Raw genomic sequence first — 17,395 nt, 5'->3', positions numbered from 1 at the left:
CCGACTCCGCCAACCCCGCCCAGGCCAGCTACGACATCACCGACGACAACCTCGCCGACTGGATCGCCACCCGCGGCTACGCCACCTCCTGACCCACCCCGAGACACCACGACAAACGACAAGGGCCGGCCCCCACCCGGGGAGCCGGCCCTTTCGTCGTACGAGGGGGCACCGCCCAGGAAAGTCAGCGGTCGGTGCCCGCGCGGACCGGCTCGGCGGCGTCGTCCGCGTCGGTTGGCCCCACCGGCTCCAGCCGCCGGGCCCGCCGCCGCAGCCACCAGGTGCTGCCCAGGCCGGCGAGCACCGCGAGGACCAGCCCGGCCCAGGAGATGTCCTTGAGCCAGTGCTCGGCGGCCCGGCCGACGCTGTAGAGCAGGTAGGTGGTGCCGAAGGCCCAGACCAGGCCGCCGGCCGCGTTGGCCAGCAGGAACCGGCGGTACGGCACGTGCAGCGCACCGGCCAGAGGGCCGGCGAGGATCCGCAGCAGCGCCACGAACCGGCCGAAGAAGACCGCCCACACCCCATGCCGGGCGAAGCTCTGCTCGGCGCGGGCGAGGTGCGCGGGGCCGAGGTGTTTGGGGAAGCGTCGGCCCAGCCGGGCCAGCAGCGGACGGCCGCCCCGGCGGCCCACCGCGTACCCGATCGAGTCGCCCGCGATGGCGCCGAAGGCCGCGGCGATGGCCACCCACTCCGGCTCGACCACGCCGGCGGCCGCGAGCAGGGCGGAGCTGACCAGGACGATCTCGCCGGGCAGCGGGACGCCCATGCTCTCCACGCCGATCACCCCGGCGACGATCAGGTAGACCGCGACCGGGGGCAGCGCGGACAGCCAGTGCGACACATCGATCACGGCCCCCCCTCTCAGGTCCGGGCCTCGAACCCTACCCGCGCCGCCGGGGTGCCGCGGCCCCGCGCCGCCGGCACCACCCACTCGGGCGGCCCGGCGGCTGGTCGGAGCGGGGCGACGAACTCCAGGCGGTTGCCGTGGGCGGCCTCGGAGCCGGGTGGGCAGGCGAGCAGAACGTGATGGATCATGGGTGGCACCTCCTCGTCCCGGAGCCTGGCACGAGGTTGCGCCGGTAGCAAGACGGACGTACGGTTTTGTAGGAAGCGGGAATCACGGTAAGTGTCACCTAACCGGGGCGTCGTCCCGGACGGTGCGAAAGACTGCTCAGGACTACTCACGGTCGCTGGTGTGAAGGAGTACGACGTGGCGAGCCTCGACACCTTCGGTGCGAAGACCCAGCTACGCGTCGGAGACGCGAGCTACGAGATTTTCAAGATCAGTAAGGTGGAGGGGCAGGAGCGGCTGCCATACAGCCTGAAGGTCCTGCTGGAGAACCTGCTGCGGACCGAGGACGGCGCAAACATCACCGCCGACCACATCCGCCAGCTCGGCGGCTGGGACGCGGCGGCCGACCCGAGCGTGGAGATCCAGTTCACCCCGGCGCGGGTGCTCATGCAGGACTTCACCGGCGTGCCCTGCGTGGTCGACCTGGCCACCATGCGCGAGGCGGTCCGCGACCTCGGCGGCGACGCCACCAAGGTCAACCCGCTCGCCCCGGCCGAGCTGGTCATCGACCACTCGGTCATCGCCGACCTGTTCGGCCGTGCGGACGCCTTCGAGCGCAACGTCGAGCTGGAGTACGAGCGCAACAAGGAGCGCTACCAGTTCCTGCGCTGGGGCCAGAGCGCGTTCAACGAGTTCAAGGTCGTCCCGCCGGGCACCGGCATCGTGCACCAGGTCAACATCGAGTACCTGGCCCGTACGATCATGGAGCGCAACGGCCAGGCGTACCCGGACACCGTGGTCGGCACCGACTCGCACACCACGATGGTCAACGGCTTGGGCGTGCTCGGCTGGGGCGTCGGCGGCATCGAGGCCGAGGCCGCGATGCTCGGCCAGCCGGTCAGCATGCTGATCCCCCGGGTCGTCGGCTTCAAGCTGCACGGCGAGATGCCGGCCGGCACCACCGCCACCGACCTGGTGCTGACCATCACCGAGATGCTGCGCAAGCACGGCGTGGTCGGGAAGTTCGTCGAGTTCTACGGCCCCGGCGTCAGCGCGGTGCCGCTGGCCAACCGGGCCACCATCGGCAACATGTCCCCGGAGTACGGCTCCACCGTGGCGATCTTCCCGATCGACGCCGAGACGATCCGCTACCTGGAACTGACCGGCCGGGACCCGCAGCAGGTCGCGCTCGTCGAGGCGTACGCCAAGGAGCAGGGCCTCTGGCACGACCCGGCCGCCGAGCCGGAGTACTCCGAGCGGCTGGAGCTCGACCTGGGCACCATCGAGCCGTCCCTGGCCGGCCCGAAGCGCCCACAGGACCGGGTGCCGCTGGGCAGCGCCAAGACCCTGTTCCGCTCCGCGCTGACCGACTACGTGGCCGACGGCTCCGCCGGCGAGCGGGACCTCAAGCCGGGCGTCGCCCGCGAGCAGCTCCCCCGGGGCGCCAACGGCCCGGCCGACGAGGCCAGCGCCGAGTCGTTCCCGGCCAGCGACCCGCCGGCCAACGAGTTCAGCGACCCGGCCGACGAGCCGCGCGACCTGGAGACCGCCGCCGTGGGCTCGGGCGGCCGGGCCAGCAACCCGATCCGGGTCACCAGCCCCGACGGCGTCTCCTACGAGCTGGACCACGGGGCCGTGGTGATCGCCGCGATCACCTCCTGCACCAACACCTCGAACCCGCAGGTGATGATCGGCGCGGCGCTGCTGGCCCGCAACGCGGTCGGCAAGGGCCTGTCCCGCAAGCCGTGGGTGAAGACCACGCTGGCGCCGGGCTCCAAGGTCGTCATGGACTACTACGACCGTGCCGGCCTCACGCCGTACCTGGACAAGCTCGGCTTCAACCTGGTCGGCTACGGCTGCACCACCTGTATCGGCAACTCCGGCCCGCTGCCGGAGGAGGTCTCCGCCGCCGTCAACGAGGCCGACCTCGCCGTCGTCTCGGTGCTGTCGGGCAACCGGAACTTCGAGGGCCGGATCAACCCGGACGTCAAGATGAACTACCTGGCGTCCCCGCCGCTGGTGGTCGCGTACGCGCTCGCCGGCACCATGGACATCGACCTGGCCAACGAGCCGCTCGGCGAGGACAACCAGGGCAACCCGGTCTTCCTGCGCGACATCTGGCCGAACAGCGCCGAGATCCAGGACGTCATCGCCCAGGCGATCGGCGCGACCGGGTTCAGCGCGGCGTACGCGGACGTGTTCGCCGGTGACGAGCGCTGGCAGTCGCTGCCGACCCCGACCGGCGACACCTTCGCCTGGGAGAGCGAGAGCACCTACGTCCGCAAGCCCCCGTACTTCGAGGGCATGGAGCGGAAGCCGAAGGCGGTCGTCGACATCGCCGACGCCCGGGTGCTGGCCAAGCTGGGCGACTCGGTGACCACCGACCACATCTCCCCGGCCGGCTCGATCAAGGCCGACTCCCCCGCCGGGACGTACCTCGCCGAGCACGGCGTGCCGCGTCACGAGTTCAACTCGTACGGCTCGCGCCGGGGCAACCACGAGGTGATGATCCGGGGCACGTTCGCCAACATCCGGCTGCGCAACCAGCTCGTCCCGGGTGTGGAGGGCGGCTTCACGGTCAACCACCTGACCGGCGAGCAGACCTCGATCTACGACGCCTCCACCGCCTACCAGTCGGCGGGCGTGCCGCTGGTCATCCTGGCCGGCAAGGAGTACGGCTCCGGCTCGTCGCGGGACTGGGCGGCCAAGGGCACCATGCTACTCGGCGTCCGGGCGGTCATCGCCGAGTCGTACGAGCGGATCCACCGCTCGAACCTGATCGGCATGGGCGTCCTGCCGTTGCAGTTCCCGGTCGACTGCACTGCCGAATCGCTCGGCCTCACCGGTGCCGAGACCTTCTCGATCACCGGCGTGACCGCGCTGAACGACGGCGAGACCCCGCGCACCGTGAAGGTCACCACCGACACCGGCGTCGAGTTCGACGCCGTGCTCCGGATCGACACTCCCGGTGAGGCGGACTACTACCGCCACGGCGGCATCCTGCAGTACGTCCTGCGCCGCATGATCGCCGGCTGACCGGTACCCGCAGGACGAGGGGCCCCTGCCGTCGTGGCAGGGGCCCCTCGTCGGGGATCGGAGCGGCGGCCCGGAGACACGCGCCGGCCGGAGCCGGGCTACTCGGCCGACGGGGCGCGGCGGGCGTCGCGGGTCTTCATGGCGTGCTCCATCAGCGTGATGAGCACCTCCTTGCTCGACTCCCGCTGCCGGGCGTCACAGAGCAGCACCGGCACCCCCGGGTCGAGATTGAGCGCGGCCTGCACCTCGTCCAGCCGGTACTGGCGGGCCCCCTCGAAGCAGTTGACCGCCACCACGAACGGGGTGCCGCGCCCCTCGAAGTAGTCGATCGAGGGGAAGCAGTCGGCCAGCCGGCGGGTGTCGGCGAGCACCACCGCGCCGAGCGCGCCGAGCGCCAACTCGTCCCAGACGAACCAGAAGCGGTCCTGCCCGGGCGTGCCGAACAGGTAGAGGACCAGGTCGTCGCTGATGGTGATCCGGCCGAAGTCCATCGCCACCGTGGTGGTGGTCTTGCCCTCCACCCCCGACAGATCGTCGATTCCGACCCCGGTCTCGGTCAGCACCTCCTCGGTGCGCAGCGGCCGAGTCTCGCTCACCGCGCCGACCATGGTGGTCTTGCCGACGCCGAAACCGCCCGCGATCAGGATCTTGATCGCGGTGGGCAGCGGCACGGCTCCCGCCGGCCGCTCAGAGTGCCCGTAGTCCATTGATAACCGCCTCGAAAATGCTGTCGTCGGGAAGGCCCGCGGTAACCCGGGGCTCGCGCACCTCGACCAGGTCACGGGCCACCAGGTCGCCGAGCAGGACCCGGATGGTTCCCACCGGCAGGTCCAGGTGGGCGGCGACCTCGGCGACGGACTGGATCCGCTGGCAGAGCGCGACGATGGCCAGGTGCTCGGGGCCCAGCCCGACCTCCGGTGACGCCTCCACGCGGGTGGCCGTCACCAGGGAAATCAGGTCGAACGTGCCGGTGACCGGTCGGGCCCGGCCACGCGTCACCGCGTATGGGCGGACCACCGGGCCTGCGTGGTCGTCGACCCACTGTTCCTCCATGGACTCCCCTGGGGCCGTCATCGCGGCTACTTCTCGCCGACCGGCGGCTCGGGGAGCCGGGTCGGGGAGGCCACGTACTTGCCCACCCGGGTGACCAGCATGGCCATCTCGTACGCGATGAGGCCGACGTCGGCGTCCTCGGAGGCCAGCACCGCGAGGCAGGCGTTGCGGCCGGCGGCTGTGACGAAGAGGAAGGACGACTGCATCTCGATGATGGTCTGCTGGACCTGCCCACCACCGAACCGTTTCCCCGCGCCCCGGGCCAGGCTCTGGATCCCGGCCGCCATCGCCGCGAGGTGCTCGCCGTCGTCCCGGCCCAACTCCCGCGACGACGCCATCAGCAGGCCGTCTGTGGAGAGCGCGACAGCGTGTTCGGCCTGCTTCACCCTGCCGACCAGATCATCCAGCAACCACGTCAGGTCGGCACTCGATGCCGTCTTCTGCCCCACTCGTCGTCCTCTTCTTCCCGGCTGGTGTCGCCGTTGTCGTCTGGGCCCTGCCGTCCCGCCAAGGGTGCGGGTTCCTCCGCGCCGCCCCTCAGGTGACCTCGCGCCCACCGGCGTCGCCGTCGGCGGGCTCCGTCCCATCGGTCCCGCCGGCACCGTCGAGCAGCCGGGCCGCGTCGGTGCGGCCACGGAGGGTGCCGGTCTGGTAGGAGCTCATCATCCGGCGGACCTGCTCCGGCGGCCGGATCGTGTCCTCGTCGTCGTCCCCCTGCTGCGCGGACGGATCCTCCCGCAGCTCGGGCACGATGTTCGCCTGCCGGACCCGCACCGGCAGCCCGGAGCCGGTCGCTTGCGCCGGCGACGCCGCCGGGGTCAGCCCGGCCGGCGCGTCCGGGGCGTGCGGGCTGTCCGGGGCCGGCGTGCCGGCCTCCTCTGCGACCGGCCGGGGCGCGGTCATCGGGAACCCGCCCGGCACGGTCGGCGCGTCCAACGCCGACTGCCCGGCCGGGCGGCGCGGGCGTACCGGCAGCCCCGCGCCCTCCCCGGGCGGTGCGTCCAGGGTGGCCGGAGCCGTGCGCGGGCGCGCGCGGGTGGGCAGGGCCGGTCCGCCGCCGGCCCCGGCGGGCTCCGGGGCCGGCGGCGCGACCGGGGCCGTCACGGGCTCCGCCAACACGACGGGCGCGGCCGGGCTGGCGGGCCGCCTCTCGGCCGTCGGGGCCGGCGGGGCCACCGCGATCGGGGCGGACGTCCCCGGCAGGCTCGGACGCTCCGGGGCGACGGCGTCGCCGTTCGGGTCGGCGACCATGTCCGGCGGGATCAGCACGACCGCGGTGGTGCCGCCGTACGCCGACTCCTTGAGCTGCACCCGGACGCCGTGCCGCTCGGTGAGCCTGCTGACCACGTACAGCCCGAGCCGGGCGGCGTTGGCCAGGTTCAGCTCGGACCGGTCCACGATCCGGTGGTTCGCGGCGGCGAGGTCATCGTCGCTCATCCCGAGGCCCCGGTCCTCGATCTCCAAGACGAAGCCGTTGGCCACCATCTGGCCGCGCACCTCGACGGTGGTGTGCGGGGGCGAGAAGGACAGGCCATTCTCGATCAGCTCGGCCAGCAGGTGGATGACGTCGCCGACGGCCCGTCCGGCCAGCGACACCGCCCCCAGCGGCAGCACGTTGACTCGGGTGTAGTCCTCCACCTCGGCGACCGCGCCGCGCACCACGTCGACCATCGGGACGTTGCGTCGCCAGGCCCGGCCCGGGGTGGAGCCGGAGAGCACGATCAGGTTCTCGGCGTTGCGCCGCATCCGGGTGGCGAGGTGGTCGACCCGGAACAGGTCCTCCAGTTCCTCGGCGTCATGCTCGCGCCGTTCCATCGCGTCGAGCAGGGTGAGCTGGCGGTGCACCAGGGCCTGGGTGCGCCGGGCCAGGCTGAGGAAGACCTCGCGGACGTTGCGGCGCAGCTCGGCCTGCTCGACGGCGGTGCGCAGCGCGGTCTCCTGGACCGCGTTGAACGCCTTGCCCACCTGCCCGACCTCGTCGTCGCCGAACTCCAGCGGTGGCGCCTCTTTGGCGACGTCCACCTCCTCGCCGTGGCCCAGCCGCTCGACCACGCTGGGCAGCTGGTCGTTGGCCAGCGTGAAGGCCGCCTCGCGCAGCCGCTCCAGCTGCCGCAGCAGCGCCCGGGCGGTGGTGATCGACACGATGATGGACGCCACGACGGCGAGCAGGCCCAGGCCGGTGGCGAGCACCAGCCGGATGACCACCATGACGGCGACCGGGACGGCCCGATCCACGACGTCGTCGCCGCCCTCGACCACCACCTCGCTCCACCGGGCCAGCGCCGGCGCCACGGCCTCGTCCCACTCGGGGGCCTCGAACCCCAGTCGGGGGTCGCCGCCCCGGCCCTGGAGGATGCCGTCCTCCAAGGCGCGCAGCTTCTCGAACGCCGAACCGCCGACCATGGCGCCGTAGCGCTGACGGTCGGCGGCCGGCAGCCGGCTCACCGCGAGGTCGGCGGAGAACCGCTGCGCGCCGATGATCTGGGTGACCTGGGCCCGCTCGGCGTCGGTCACCCGGCCCGCCGCGAGCACGCCGGTGAGCAGGGCGTCCTCCTGGGAGAGCAGCTCGCGGGCGCGGTTGAGCTCGATCAGCGCGGTGGTGTCCTCGGCGACCTGCTCGTCGTCGAGCAGGCCGAGGGCCGTGTAGACGTCGAAGATGGACCGCACCACACTGCCGTACGCGGTGAAGGTCGACGCCCGGTCCGCGCTACGGGCGTCCACCTCGGAGCGGGCCTGCCCCAGCCGGGACAGCTGCCCGTAGGCCGCGTCGAGCCGCTGTTCCAGGGTCTCGCTGGCGGCCACCGCGGTGAGCCAGTCGCCGGACGACTCGCGGAACGCCGCCGCCAGCTCGTCGGTGCGCCGCCGCTCCGCGCCCAGCGTCTCCCGCCGCGCATCGTCCGGTCGTCCGAGGTACGCCAGCGATGTCCGGCGTTCCCGCTGCAACTGGAGCACCAGCGTTTCGCTCGGCTCGGACACCGACTCGTTGAGCGTCTGCACACCGAGGAGGTTGAACCCGTCCCGCACGGTCACCCACGCCGCGAAGGCCCAGAGCGCGACGAGCGACGCCAGCAGAGCGACGACTTTGGTACGGAGATTCGTACTGCGGGAACGCATCACACCGTCCTGGCCGGGTGTTCGAGGGGATGCCGGAGCGCCCGTGGCCGGTACACCGTCGGCCACGGGCGCACGCTAGCAGCGTCCGATTGTTCACTCAAGCGGCACTGATCAACGAGGGCGTCCGATTCCCGGGCCCCTCGGCGGTGCCGTCACCGGCCCCGGCGCGGACGAGATGGCGGGCGGCGACGACGGCGGCGCGGACGATCACGGCGGGCCGGTACAGGTCCTTGTCGTGCCAGAGCGCAGGTTCCCCGTCGTGTCCCTCCATGGTGGCCAGGTAGCACCGGGCGCGCCCGAGCGCCGCCCCGACGCCGGCCGGCGCGGCCGGCCCGGCGGCGTGCAGGGCGTGCACGGCGTACGCGGTCTCCTCGACCGTGCCGCCCCAACGCCCCCAGGAGCCGTCGGCACGCTGCCCCGCCAACACCCACCCGGCGGCCCGGGTCACCGCGCCCGCCACGGCCGCCCCCCGGCCGTAGCCGGCCAGGGCGAGCACCGCGCAGCTCGTGGCGTAGTACGGCGAGGCGTGCCAGCGGTCGGACCATCGACCGTCGGACTGCTGCCGCTCGACGAGCCAACCGGTGAGCCGCCGCACCACCTCGGCGAGCCGGGCGTCGTCCGGTGCCCGGCGCCCCAGGTGCCAGCCGAACGCGTCGAGCACGTGGGCGTTGGTGGTGACCGAGGCCCCGTCCTCCCCCCGCCAGGTGCAGAAGTGCTCGCCGGTGTCGTACCCCCAAAGGCTGTCCGGGCCGACCGGGCGGCCGAGCCGGGCCAACGCACACAGGGTCACCGCGGTGGTGTCGGCGTCGGCGGGCAGGCCGGGGGCGGTGGCGGTGCCGGCGGGACCAACCGTCGCCACCAGGCCGGCCAGCAGCCGGGGCGGGACCGGCAGCGCGATGCCGGCCCGGCTCATCGTGCTCAGCGCCCAGGCCCGCTCGAACACGGTGATCGGGGTGGCGCAGGGCACCGGGCCGCCCTGCCGACGGGCCGCGTCCTCCAGGTAGGACACCGCCGCGCGGACCCCGGCCCCGGGGACGGGCACGCCGAGCCAGGCCGCGGTGGCCGCCGGCGAGGCACCGACGGTGCCCGGCCCGACGGGGGCGACATCGGGGGCGCGGTGGGCCGCCGGGCCGCCGACCTCCAGGGCGTGCAGCAGCTTCTCCGGCAGCGGCCGGCCGGCGGTGAGCAACGCGCGGACCCGGTCGAGCCGTGCGCCGTCCAGCCCCGACGGCAGCGGCAGCGCCCGGGACTCACGCCAGGCGGTCAGGCCGGGCGGCGGGTCGGCACGTAGCGCGTCGAGGTGCGCGTTGATCGAGCCGACCAGCGCCGGGACGGTCAGGTCGGTGGCCGGCAGGTCGGGCAGCTCGGGGCCGGCCGGGCCGGTGAGCCGGGCGTACAGGACGCGCAGGCCGCCGTCGACGGCCCGGGTCAGCCGCTCGGCGGCGCGGGGCTCGCGCAGCCAGGCGGCGTCGCCGCGACGTAGGGCGGTGAGCAGCGCCTCGGTGGCGCTCAGCGTCGGCACCAGGGCGTACCCCTCCGGGCCGCCCCATGCCCCGTCCGGGCGCTGGGCGTCCAGCAGGTACGCGATCCGCTCCACGTGGTGGGTCAGCCACGGCGCGAGGCCGACCAGGCGGGCGGTCTCGTAGACCGACACGGAGGACTGCCCCGAGGAGGTGAGGGTCATCGCGGCGACCAGCTCGCGGGCGTCGGCCGCGGACTCCGGGTCCCGCGGTGGCCGGTGGGCGGCGCCGCCGCCGGTGGCCTGCGGGGGCTGGTGGGCGGCGCTCCCGGACCCGCCGTCGCGGCGGGTCCACGACCGGACGGCCGTCACCGTTCCCCCCAGAAGTCGGCCGACCGGTAGAAGCCGCTGCTGAAGCCGATCTGCCGGGACAGGTACGCCGCCTGCAACGGGCAGCCGCCGGCCAGCGGGGCGAGCAGCTCGGTGCACCGCTCGACCAACTCGACGATGCGCTGGTCCACCTCGGCGCGGTCGGCGACGAGGAGCAGGGCGTTCAGGTCCCCCCACTGGAGGTCCCGCTCGTAGGTGGCCAGGTCGTTGACCAGCCGCAGCACCCGCTGGACCTCGTCGCTGACCGTGACCAGCCGGTCGAGCCGCCGGTGCGTCTCGGCGTCCCCCGTCCAGATCCAGTGCGCGACGTTGACCACGGTGCAGGCGAGGTTGTCGGCGTTGTCGAGGTACTCGGCGAAGCCGGGCAGCGGCGCGCCGTCGCGCTCCCGGCCGGTCTTCCAGTCCCACTCGCGGGCCATCGCGGTGACCGTCCGGCGTACCGCCGCACGCCAGGTGTCGCCCAGTTCGGCGAAGGCCGGGACTCCGGCCAGTTCGTCACGCAGCTCGGCGAGCAGGCGGCCGAGCGGGTCGTCGGCGTCCGGGCTGGCGCCGTCGGCGACCGCCAGGGCACCGGCCACCACCCGGTCGACGTCCGCCCGGGACTTTGCCAGGTAGTCGATCTGCCAGTCCAGGGCGAACCCCCACAGCACCGCCCGGTTGGTCAGTCGCAGCTGCTCGGCGGTGCACCAGGGTGCCCCGAAGGCGATGGCCAGGGCGATGTTGCTGAACAGGGCGCCGTCGAAGGGCGGGCCGGAGAAGAGGTCCGGGTACCGGGCGGCCTGCCGTTGCAGGTCCCGCTGTCCCTTGGCGGCGAGCGCGCAGATCCGGCCCTGCTCGGCGGCGGCGGAGAGCTGGTCGGGCAGCACCGCCGAGGCGCGGGCGGAGACGTTCATGCGACGCCCACGGGGTGGGCCGGGCGCAGTTCCAGCTCCACCCGGTCCTTGGTGCGCAGCGCGGCGGCGAGTTGCATGGTGGGCAGGCGTGGGCTGTGGACCCGCAGCCGGTATCGGCTCAGCATGTTGGCCACGATCAGTTGTGCCTCCAGATAGAACAGGTGCATCCCCAGGCACTGGTGCGGCCCGCCGCCGAAGGGGAAGAAGGCGTACCGGTGCCGGGCCCGGACCCGGTCCGGGGCGAACCGGTCCGGGTCGAAGACCTCGGGCCGCTCCCAGTACCGCTCCAGCCGCTGGGTGATCAGCGGGCTGACCAGCAGCGTCGCCCCCTCCTCCAGCTCCACCCCGCCGAGGGAGACCGACCGGACCACCTGTCGGGGGGCCAGCCAGGCCACCGGGTAGAGCCGGATCAGCTCGTCCAGCACCATCCGGGTGTAGCGCAGCCGCGGCAGGTGCTCCGGGCCGACCCGGTCGCCACCGACCACCTGGTCGATCTCCTCCTGGAGCCGGGCGGCGACCTCGGGCGAGCGTTCCAGGTGCGGCCAGAGCCAGGTCAGCACGTTGATGGTCGTCTCGGTGGTGACCGCGACCATCGCGACGGTGTCGTTGCGGACCTGCCGCTCGTCCAGTGGCCGCCCGTCGTCCGTGGCGCCCCGCCACAGGGTGGAGATGATGTCGTCGCCGCCGTGCGCGGCGGTGGCCCGCGCCGAGCGGACGATGGGCACCAGCACCTCGTCGATGCGCCGGACGGCGTCACGGAAGGTCCGGTCGCCCGGCATGGGCAGCGAGAGCGGGACGAACGGCACCAGCACCCGGGGGATGACCGAGGTGGCGATCGCGTCCTGGGCCTCGATGACGCGCAGCGCGTCGGAAACCGAGATCCGGTCGGCGAACAACGCCTTCATCATCGCCCGGCAGACGATCCGGGCCTGCTCGGCGCCGATGTCCACCGGGCGGCCGGCCCGGGCCGGTGCGTCCAGCTCGGCGACCGCGTCGGCGATCGTCTCGGCGATCCCGCCCATCATCGCCTCGACCCGTCTGGCCGTGAACAGGGGCTGGAGGATGCGCCGGCTGTCCGACCACGCCGGACCGTCGCTGAGGATGCCATCGCCGAACAGCCGACGCAGCGGGCCCCAGAACGGCCCGTCACCGGCGCGGCCGAAGTTGTCGGCCCGATCGCCCAGCACCTGCTGCACGTGGGCCGGGTCGGTGACCAGATAGGGGCGGAACGAGCCGAGGTTGAGCCGGACGACCTCGCCCGCGGCGCGCTCGCCGAACCCGAGCAGGGCCCGGACCGGGTCTCGTGCCAGGCCCGGCAGCACGTGCCACAGTGGAACGGATCTCGCTCGCCGGGCGCGGGTCGGGGCGGTGTGTGGGGTTGCCACGGCTGGTTGAGCTCCCCTTATCGCAATGCGTCGCGGGACGACTGTGCAAAGTCACGTCCTGCCCGAGCATGCCACTGAGCAGGGCAACTTCTCCATAGGCGAGGGGAGAAATTTTCGCGGACGAAATTTGACGCGTCCACAAAAGACCCGGCGTGGGCCTCCTACCAGCGCAGATCACGCCGGTAGCACCACTGGTCCGCGACCGGCCGGTAACCGAGCCAGGCGTTGAGGCCGAGCATCGCGTCGTTGCCGGCGTCGTTGACCGTCACCGCGTGGCGGAAACCGGCTGCCCTGGCCCGGGCCAGGGCAGCGTGCTTGACGAGCCGGGCCAGGCCGCGCCGCCGGTACGCCTGCCGGGTGCCGGTCATCCCGGACTGGTGCCGGTCCCGACCGTCGGTCAGCGCCACGGTGAACGCGGCCACCTCCCCGTCCACCACGGCCACCGTGGTCAGCGCCCGGTCCAGATCGGGGCGGTCCCAGTAGGCGGCCAGCCAGTCGGCGTACCCGATCTCGTCCATCCCGATTTCGCCCGGCTCGTCTCGCGCCGCGTCCAGGTCGGCCTCGTACAGCGGGCGCGGGTCGGGCAGGTCGGCGGCGCTGAGCACCCGGACGCCCCGCGCCGGCACCGGCGCCGGGGGCAGCGGCGCCGCCAGGTCGCGGACCAGCAGTCGGGAGCGCCGGCCCCGCCGGTAGCCGCGCCGCCCGGCGAAGGCCAGGTCCGCAGGCACGTCGGCGACCGTCGCGTACGCCGTCTGGACGCCGAGCCCGGCCAGCCGACGCTCGGCGGCGGCGAGCAGGGCCGACCCGGCCCCCCGGCCCCGCCGGTCCGGCCGCACCGCCAGGTTGACGAACCCCAGCCCGGGCTCGGCGCTCTCGTGCAGCAGCCCGGTGCGCGCCAGCCCGACCGACACGCCGTCGACCTCGGCCACCAGGGCGCCGAACCGCTCGGCGGCCCGGACACCGCCGACCTGCCAGCGGATCAACGCAGGGGTGGCCACCAGATGCGGGCGGGTCGCCTGGAGCACCTCGACGGCGGCGCCGGTGTCGGCATCGGTGAACGGCCGCACGGTGAGCGTCATGGTGTGGCAAGGTATCGCAGCCGCCCGGCCGCGCGACAGCTCTCGGCGGGCCGGCGCGCGGGAGAGGCAGGCATGCCCCCGGCCGCTGTGCCAGGCTCAGGGCATGGACGACAAGACCATTCTGAACCGGATCTCCGAGCTGGTCGACGAGGAGCACCGGCTCCGCTCGACGGCGCAGGCCCACGAGTCCGGCACCGAGGGCGACCGGGACCGGCTGCGCGCGCTGGAGGAGTCCCTGGACCAGTGCTGGGACCTGCTGCGCCGGCGGCGGGCCGCGCGCGAGACCCACGGCGACCCCGACGCCTCGGGGGTACGCCCCCGGCCGGAGGTGGAACGGTACCTGCAGTAGCCGGCTCCGGGGACGGACGGCGCATCGCCCGTCCCCGTAGCCGACGGCCGACGGCCGACCAGCAGCGTGCCCGCGTCGCCGTCGAACGGGTTCTCAGCGGATGCCGGCCTCGCGCAGCAACAACCCGGTCAGGGCGGCCGGGTCGGTCCGCTCGGCCGGCAGGCCGCGCGCCGCGAACCAGGCCGCCACCACCCGGACGTCCCGGGCCAGGAACTCCGGGCCCTGCGGGTTGGCCACCACGTCCACCACCTGCGGCAGGTCGATCATGACCAGCCGCCCGTCGTGCACCAGCAGGTTGTACGGGGACAGGTCCCCGTGGGCGTGCCCAGCCCGGGCCAGCACCACCAGTGCGTCGACGAGCTGCTCCCACAGGGAACGCAGCTCGGCCGGCTCGGGGCGGCACTGGGCCAGCCGGGGCGCCGCCCGCCCCTCGGCCGGGTCCCCCACGAACTCCAGCATCAGCTCGGTGCCGATCAGCTGCACCGGGTACGGCACGGCGATCCGGCCGTGCGCCGCGCCGATCTCCCAGAGCCGGGACAGGGCGGCGAACTCGGCGGCGGCCCATTGCCCTGCGATCATCTGCCGGCCGAACGCGGTCCGCCCGGCCATCGCCCGGTTCTCCCGGGACCGGCGCACCCGGCGGCCTTCCAGGTAGCCCGCGTCCCGGTGGAACAGCCGGTGCTGGGCGTCCCGGTAGCGTTTGACCGCCAACAGGCAGGACCGGTCGGTCTCCGGCACGGCGCGGCGGACCAGGTGGACGTCCGCCTCCTTGCCGGTCTTGAGCACGCCCAGCTCGGTGTCCCGGGCGGCCAGCTCGGTGACCAGCCACGCCGGGTGCGGCTCGGGGCCGTGCACGGCCCGGTCCCAGCTCGACCAGGCGTCGTTCGGGGCCTGGTCGCCGGGGACGTCGTCGTCGGGGGTGTGGTCCGGGTCGGTCAGGACCGGCTCGGCGGGCCGGCCACGCTTCAGGAACTGCGGTTCGTCGTCGTCGAAGCGGCTCTTGCCGCGGGTCCGGCGCCCGCGCGCCGGGAAGTCATCGTCACGCACTGTGCTGGTGATCCCTTGATCGAGGCTGGTGGAGGCAGGTGGAAACGCCCTGCGAAGACGGCCATGACCGACCTCCTCTCCTCGACCGGGAACACCCCGGCTGCGCACTCGCGCGGCACCATGCTCGGCCGCGCCGACCCGGTCCGCAACCGATTTACCCGCCCCGCCGGCACCGTCCCGCCCCGCCGGCACCGTCCCGCCCCGCCGGCACCGTCCCGGGACGACGGGGCCCGGCGGGCGCACCGCCGCGGCCCGGAGGACTCAGGCGGCGAGCACCGTGGCGACGGCGGCGATCAGGCCGTCCACGATGAACGTCGGGGCGAAGCGGGTGTCCGTCCAGGCCCGGCCCCGGTGCAGCCAGACGCTGGGCAGACCCACCGCCGCCGCCCCGCCGATGTCCGCCTCCGGGCTGTCCCCCACCACCCAGGCCCCGTGCAGCGGCATCCGGACCCGCTGGGCCGCCAGCGCGAAGATCCTCGGGTTGGGCTTGCTGACCCCGACCTCCTCGGAGATCACCCAGTCGGCGACGAACCGGTCGAGGCCGGTGCGGCGGATCATCGCGTCCTGCTGGCGTACGGCGCCGTTGCTGACCACCACCGGCATCCAGCCGGCCCCGTCGGCGATGCGCAGCGCGCAGGCCACCAGCGGGTCCAGGCGGCTGTTGGCCAGCACCCCGTCGTGCAGCTGCTCGACCATGTCGATCGAGGGGATGAGCAGCCCGTACCGGTCCCGGATCGCGTCCGCGACGTCCCACCGGTCGGTCAGCCCGTCGGCGTCGACGGCCAGCAGCCAGTCGATGTCGGTGGCCGGGGCGCCGACACCGTCGAGGAAGCGCTCCCCCCAGGCACGGAACGGGCCGGCCCGGTCGAGCAGGGTGTTGTCCAGATCCAGCAGGAGCAACGGCACTCGGGCACCTTAAGGCAGAGGAGCCGCCGGCCGACAGGGTCAGCCTGCGGCCACCTCGGCCACCTCAGCCACGCAGCGCCCCGCGGGCCGCCCCGGCGTCGGCGGGGAGATCGGCCAGCATGGAGTGCTCGGCCCGGGTGTCCACGAGCACCGCCGGGTCGAGGACAGCCACCAGCACGTCCTCGCCGGTGTCCGCGCCCCGGGCCAGCGGCCGGCCCTGCGGGTCGTAGACCGCCGCACCACCGTTGAACCGCCACGGGTCCGCCCCGTCGACGGCGTTGGCGAACACGACGAACATGGTGTTGTCCAGGGCCCGCGCCGCGTAGTAGAGGTCCCTGCGGTGCGCGGAGCCGGCGAGGTAGCCGCTCGGGCAGAGGTAGCCGTGCGCGCCGTCGGCCGCGGCGGCGCGGCCGTGCTCGGGGAAGCAGCCGTCGTAGCAGATGCCCAGGCCGAACCGCCAGTCGTCGACGAGCAGGGTCGCCCCACACCGGCCGGGCTGGAACAGCGCTCGCTCGTCGCCCCAGAGCTGCTGCTTGTCGTACGCCGCGTGGGCGACGCCGCCGCGGTCGACGACCAGGGCGGAGATGGTCCGCCGGCCGTCCGGGTGCCGGACCGCCGCGCCGACGACCACGACCGCCGCGCCGTCGCGGGCGGCGGCCCGCAGCGGGTCGAGCCGGGCGTCGTCCACCGTGCCGTCCCCGGCCGCCGCGAGGTCGGTGCCGGCCGGGTCGGCGGCCAGCGTCGGCGGATGGTACGCGGGCAGGAACAGCTCCGGCAGCACCACCACCCGCGCGCCCTCGGCGACGGCCCGTCCGGTGAGCCGGGCGGCGGCGACGGCGTTGCCGGCGAGGTCCCCGGGCACCGAGTCGGCCTGGACGGCCGCCACGGTCAGCGGCGCGGCGGGGGCGGGGGGCGTCATCACCGGGCGATCGTAGCCGGCCGCAGGGCGGTCGATCATCGCGCGGCCCGCCGGCACCCGTCGCCGCTGCGGGCGACGCTCCCGGCACCGCCTCCAAGCCGTACGTACGGTTTGCAGAGCGTCCGGGCACCTGACACGATCGTGCCGTGCCCAGAGTAAGTCAGGACCAGCTCGACGCCCGCCGGCAGGAGATCCTCACCGCGGCCCGGGCGTGTTTCGCCCGGCACGGGTACGAGGGCGCCACGGTTCGGCGGCTCGAGGAGGCCACCGGGCTCTCCCGCGGCGCCATCTTCCACCACTTCCGGGACAAGGACTCGCTCTTCCTGGCGGTGGCCGAGGACGATGCGGCGGTCATGGTGGAGACGGTCGCCCGCAACGGCCTGGTCCAGGTGATGCGGGACCTGCTGGCCCGGGCCGTCTCGCCCGACACCACCGGCTGGCTGGGCAGCCAGCTGGAGGTGTCCCGGCGGTTGCGCACCGACCCCGCGTTCGCCCGGCGCTGGGCCGAGCGCTCCGCCGCCATCGCCGGGGCCACCCGGGAGCGGCTGGCCCGCCAGCGGGAGGCCGGCGTGCTCCGCGAGGACGTGCCGATCGACGTGCTCGCCCAGTTCCTCGAACTCGCCTACGACGGCCTGGTGCTGCACCTGGCCATGGGGCGCCCGGCCGGCGACCTGGGCCCGGTGCTCGACCTGGTCGAGGAGGCCGTCCGCCGCCGCTGACCGCCCGCCCGGCCCGGTCTCGGTCCGGTAACTG

The 17,395-nt window shown here is 74.1% G+C and carries 16 protein-coding genes and 1 pseudogene; 4 read left to right on the top strand and 13 right to left on the bottom strand.

Annotation, left to right across the window (positions count from 1 at the left end; translation table 11 throughout):
• A pseudogene (locus ACFYZF_RS23160) lies at nucleotides 1-92 on the top strand (phytochelatin synthase); the annotation flags it as partial.
• Between the two features lie 92 nt (nucleotides 93-184).
• On the opposite strand, the gene ACFYZF_RS23155 reads toward ACFYZF_RS23160, so the two are convergent.
• Nucleotides 185-850: a DedA family protein gene (locus tag ACFYZF_RS23155; protein ID WP_387023967.1), complete on the bottom strand. Its 666-nt coding sequence runs from the start codon at nucleotides 848-850 to the stop codon at nucleotides 185-187.
• An 11-nt stretch (nucleotides 851-861) separates the two neighbouring features.
• Nucleotides 862-1,035 carry a hypothetical protein gene (locus ACFYZF_RS23150; protein WP_387023965.1) on the bottom strand — a complete coding sequence of 58 codons (174 nt, stop codon included), beginning with the start codon at nucleotides 1,033-1,035 and terminating at the stop codon, nucleotides 862-864.
• A 160-nt stretch (nucleotides 1,036-1,195) separates the two neighbouring features.
• On the opposite strand from ACFYZF_RS23150, the gene ACFYZF_RS23145 reads away from it, so the two are divergent.
• Entirely contained in the window at nucleotides 1,196-4,048 is a 2,853-nt protein-coding gene (locus tag ACFYZF_RS23145; protein WP_387023963.1) for an aconitate hydratase, read from the top strand.
• A gap of 98 nt (nucleotides 4,049-4,146) precedes the next feature.
• Here ACFYZF_RS23145 and ACFYZF_RS23140 read toward each other — a convergent pair whose 3' ends face one another.
• The 8 genes from ACFYZF_RS23140 to ACFYZF_RS23105 form a co-directional block, all read right to left on the bottom strand.
• Nucleotides 4,147-4,755 carry an ATP/GTP-binding protein gene (locus ACFYZF_RS23140; RefSeq protein WP_387023961.1) on the bottom strand — a complete coding sequence of 203 codons (609 nt, stop codon included), beginning with the start codon at nucleotides 4,753-4,755 and terminating at the stop codon, nucleotides 4,147-4,149.
• Entirely contained in the window at nucleotides 4,736-5,122 is a 387-nt protein-coding gene (locus tag ACFYZF_RS23135; RefSeq protein WP_387023959.1) for a DUF742 domain-containing protein, read from the bottom strand. Before ACFYZF_RS23135 ends, ACFYZF_RS23140 begins: the two co-directional genes overlap by 20 nt.
• Nucleotides 5,123-5,127: 5 nt before the next feature.
• A complete protein-coding gene (locus ACFYZF_RS23130) occupies nucleotides 5,128-5,550 on the bottom strand; it encodes a roadblock/LC7 domain-containing protein (protein ID WP_350888154.1) in 423 nt (140 codons plus the stop codon).
• A gap of 88 nt (nucleotides 5,551-5,638) precedes the next feature.
• Entirely contained in the window at nucleotides 5,639-8,215 is a 2,577-nt protein-coding gene (locus ACFYZF_RS23125) for a nitrate- and nitrite sensing domain-containing protein (protein ID WP_387023957.1), read from the bottom strand.
• Nucleotides 8,216-8,312: 97 nt separating this feature from the next.
• On the bottom strand, nucleotides 8,313-9,911 hold the full coding sequence (locus ACFYZF_RS23120; protein WP_387023987.1) for a prenyltransferase/squalene oxidase repeat-containing protein: 1,599 nt from the start codon (nucleotides 9,909-9,911) through the stop codon (nucleotides 8,313-8,315).
• A 131-nt stretch (nucleotides 9,912-10,042) separates the two neighbouring features.
• On the bottom strand, nucleotides 10,043-10,957 hold the full coding sequence (locus ACFYZF_RS23115; protein ID WP_387023955.1) for a terpene synthase: 915 nt from the start codon (nucleotides 10,955-10,957) through the stop codon (nucleotides 10,043-10,045).
• On the bottom strand, nucleotides 10,954-12,279 hold the full coding sequence (locus ACFYZF_RS23110) for a cytochrome P450 (protein ID WP_387023953.1): 1,326 nt from the start codon (nucleotides 12,277-12,279) through the stop codon (nucleotides 10,954-10,956). The genes ACFYZF_RS23115 and ACFYZF_RS23110 overlap by 4 nt, the downstream gene beginning before the upstream one ends.
• Before the next feature lie 224 nt (nucleotides 12,280-12,503).
• Nucleotides 12,504-13,421 carry a GNAT family N-acetyltransferase gene (locus ACFYZF_RS23105; protein ID WP_387023951.1) on the bottom strand — a complete coding sequence of 306 codons (918 nt, stop codon included), beginning with the start codon at nucleotides 13,419-13,421 and terminating at the stop codon, nucleotides 12,504-12,506.
• A 103-nt stretch (nucleotides 13,422-13,524) separates the two neighbouring features.
• Between ACFYZF_RS23105 and ACFYZF_RS23100 the strand changes: the two genes are divergently transcribed.
• Nucleotides 13,525-13,770 (top strand): DUF2630 family protein, encoded by a 246-nt coding sequence (locus tag ACFYZF_RS23100; RefSeq protein WP_350888148.1) that lies wholly within the window; start codon nucleotides 13,525-13,527, stop codon nucleotides 13,768-13,770.
• Nucleotides 13,771-13,863: 93 nt separating this feature from the next.
• Here ACFYZF_RS23100 and ACFYZF_RS23095 read toward each other — a convergent pair whose 3' ends face one another.
• From ACFYZF_RS23095 to ACFYZF_RS23085, 3 genes are all read right to left on the bottom strand, one after another.
• Entirely contained in the window at nucleotides 13,864-14,817 is a 954-nt protein-coding gene (locus tag ACFYZF_RS23095) for a serine protein kinase RIO (RefSeq protein WP_387023949.1), read from the bottom strand.
• 261 nt (nucleotides 14,818-15,078) lie between these two features.
• Nucleotides 15,079-15,723, bottom strand: coding sequence for an HAD family hydrolase (locus tag ACFYZF_RS23090; RefSeq protein ID WP_387023947.1), 645 nt, complete (start codon nucleotides 15,721-15,723; stop codon nucleotides 15,079-15,081).
• A gap of 64 nt (nucleotides 15,724-15,787) precedes the next feature.
• Nucleotides 15,788-16,642 carry a carbon-nitrogen hydrolase family protein gene (locus tag ACFYZF_RS23085; protein WP_387023985.1) on the bottom strand — a complete coding sequence of 285 codons (855 nt, stop codon included), beginning with the start codon at nucleotides 16,640-16,642 and terminating at the stop codon, nucleotides 15,788-15,790.
• 146 nt (nucleotides 16,643-16,788) lie between these two features.
• On the opposite strand from ACFYZF_RS23085, the gene ACFYZF_RS23080 reads away from it, so the two are divergent.
• Nucleotides 16,789-17,361: a TetR/AcrR family transcriptional regulator gene (locus ACFYZF_RS23080; protein WP_387023945.1), complete on the top strand. Its 573-nt coding sequence runs from the start codon at nucleotides 16,789-16,791 to the stop codon at nucleotides 17,359-17,361.
• Nucleotides 17,362-17,395: the final 34 nt, after the last annotated feature.

It is taken from the genome of Micromonospora sp. NPDC001898 (assembly GCF_042891255.1).
In the GTDB taxonomy this organism is placed as follows: domain Bacteria; phylum Actinomycetota; class Actinomycetes; order Mycobacteriales; family Micromonosporaceae; genus Micromonospora.
Note: the sequence above shows the minus strand (reverse complement) of the source record. Positions and strands in the feature narration are given on the sequence as shown.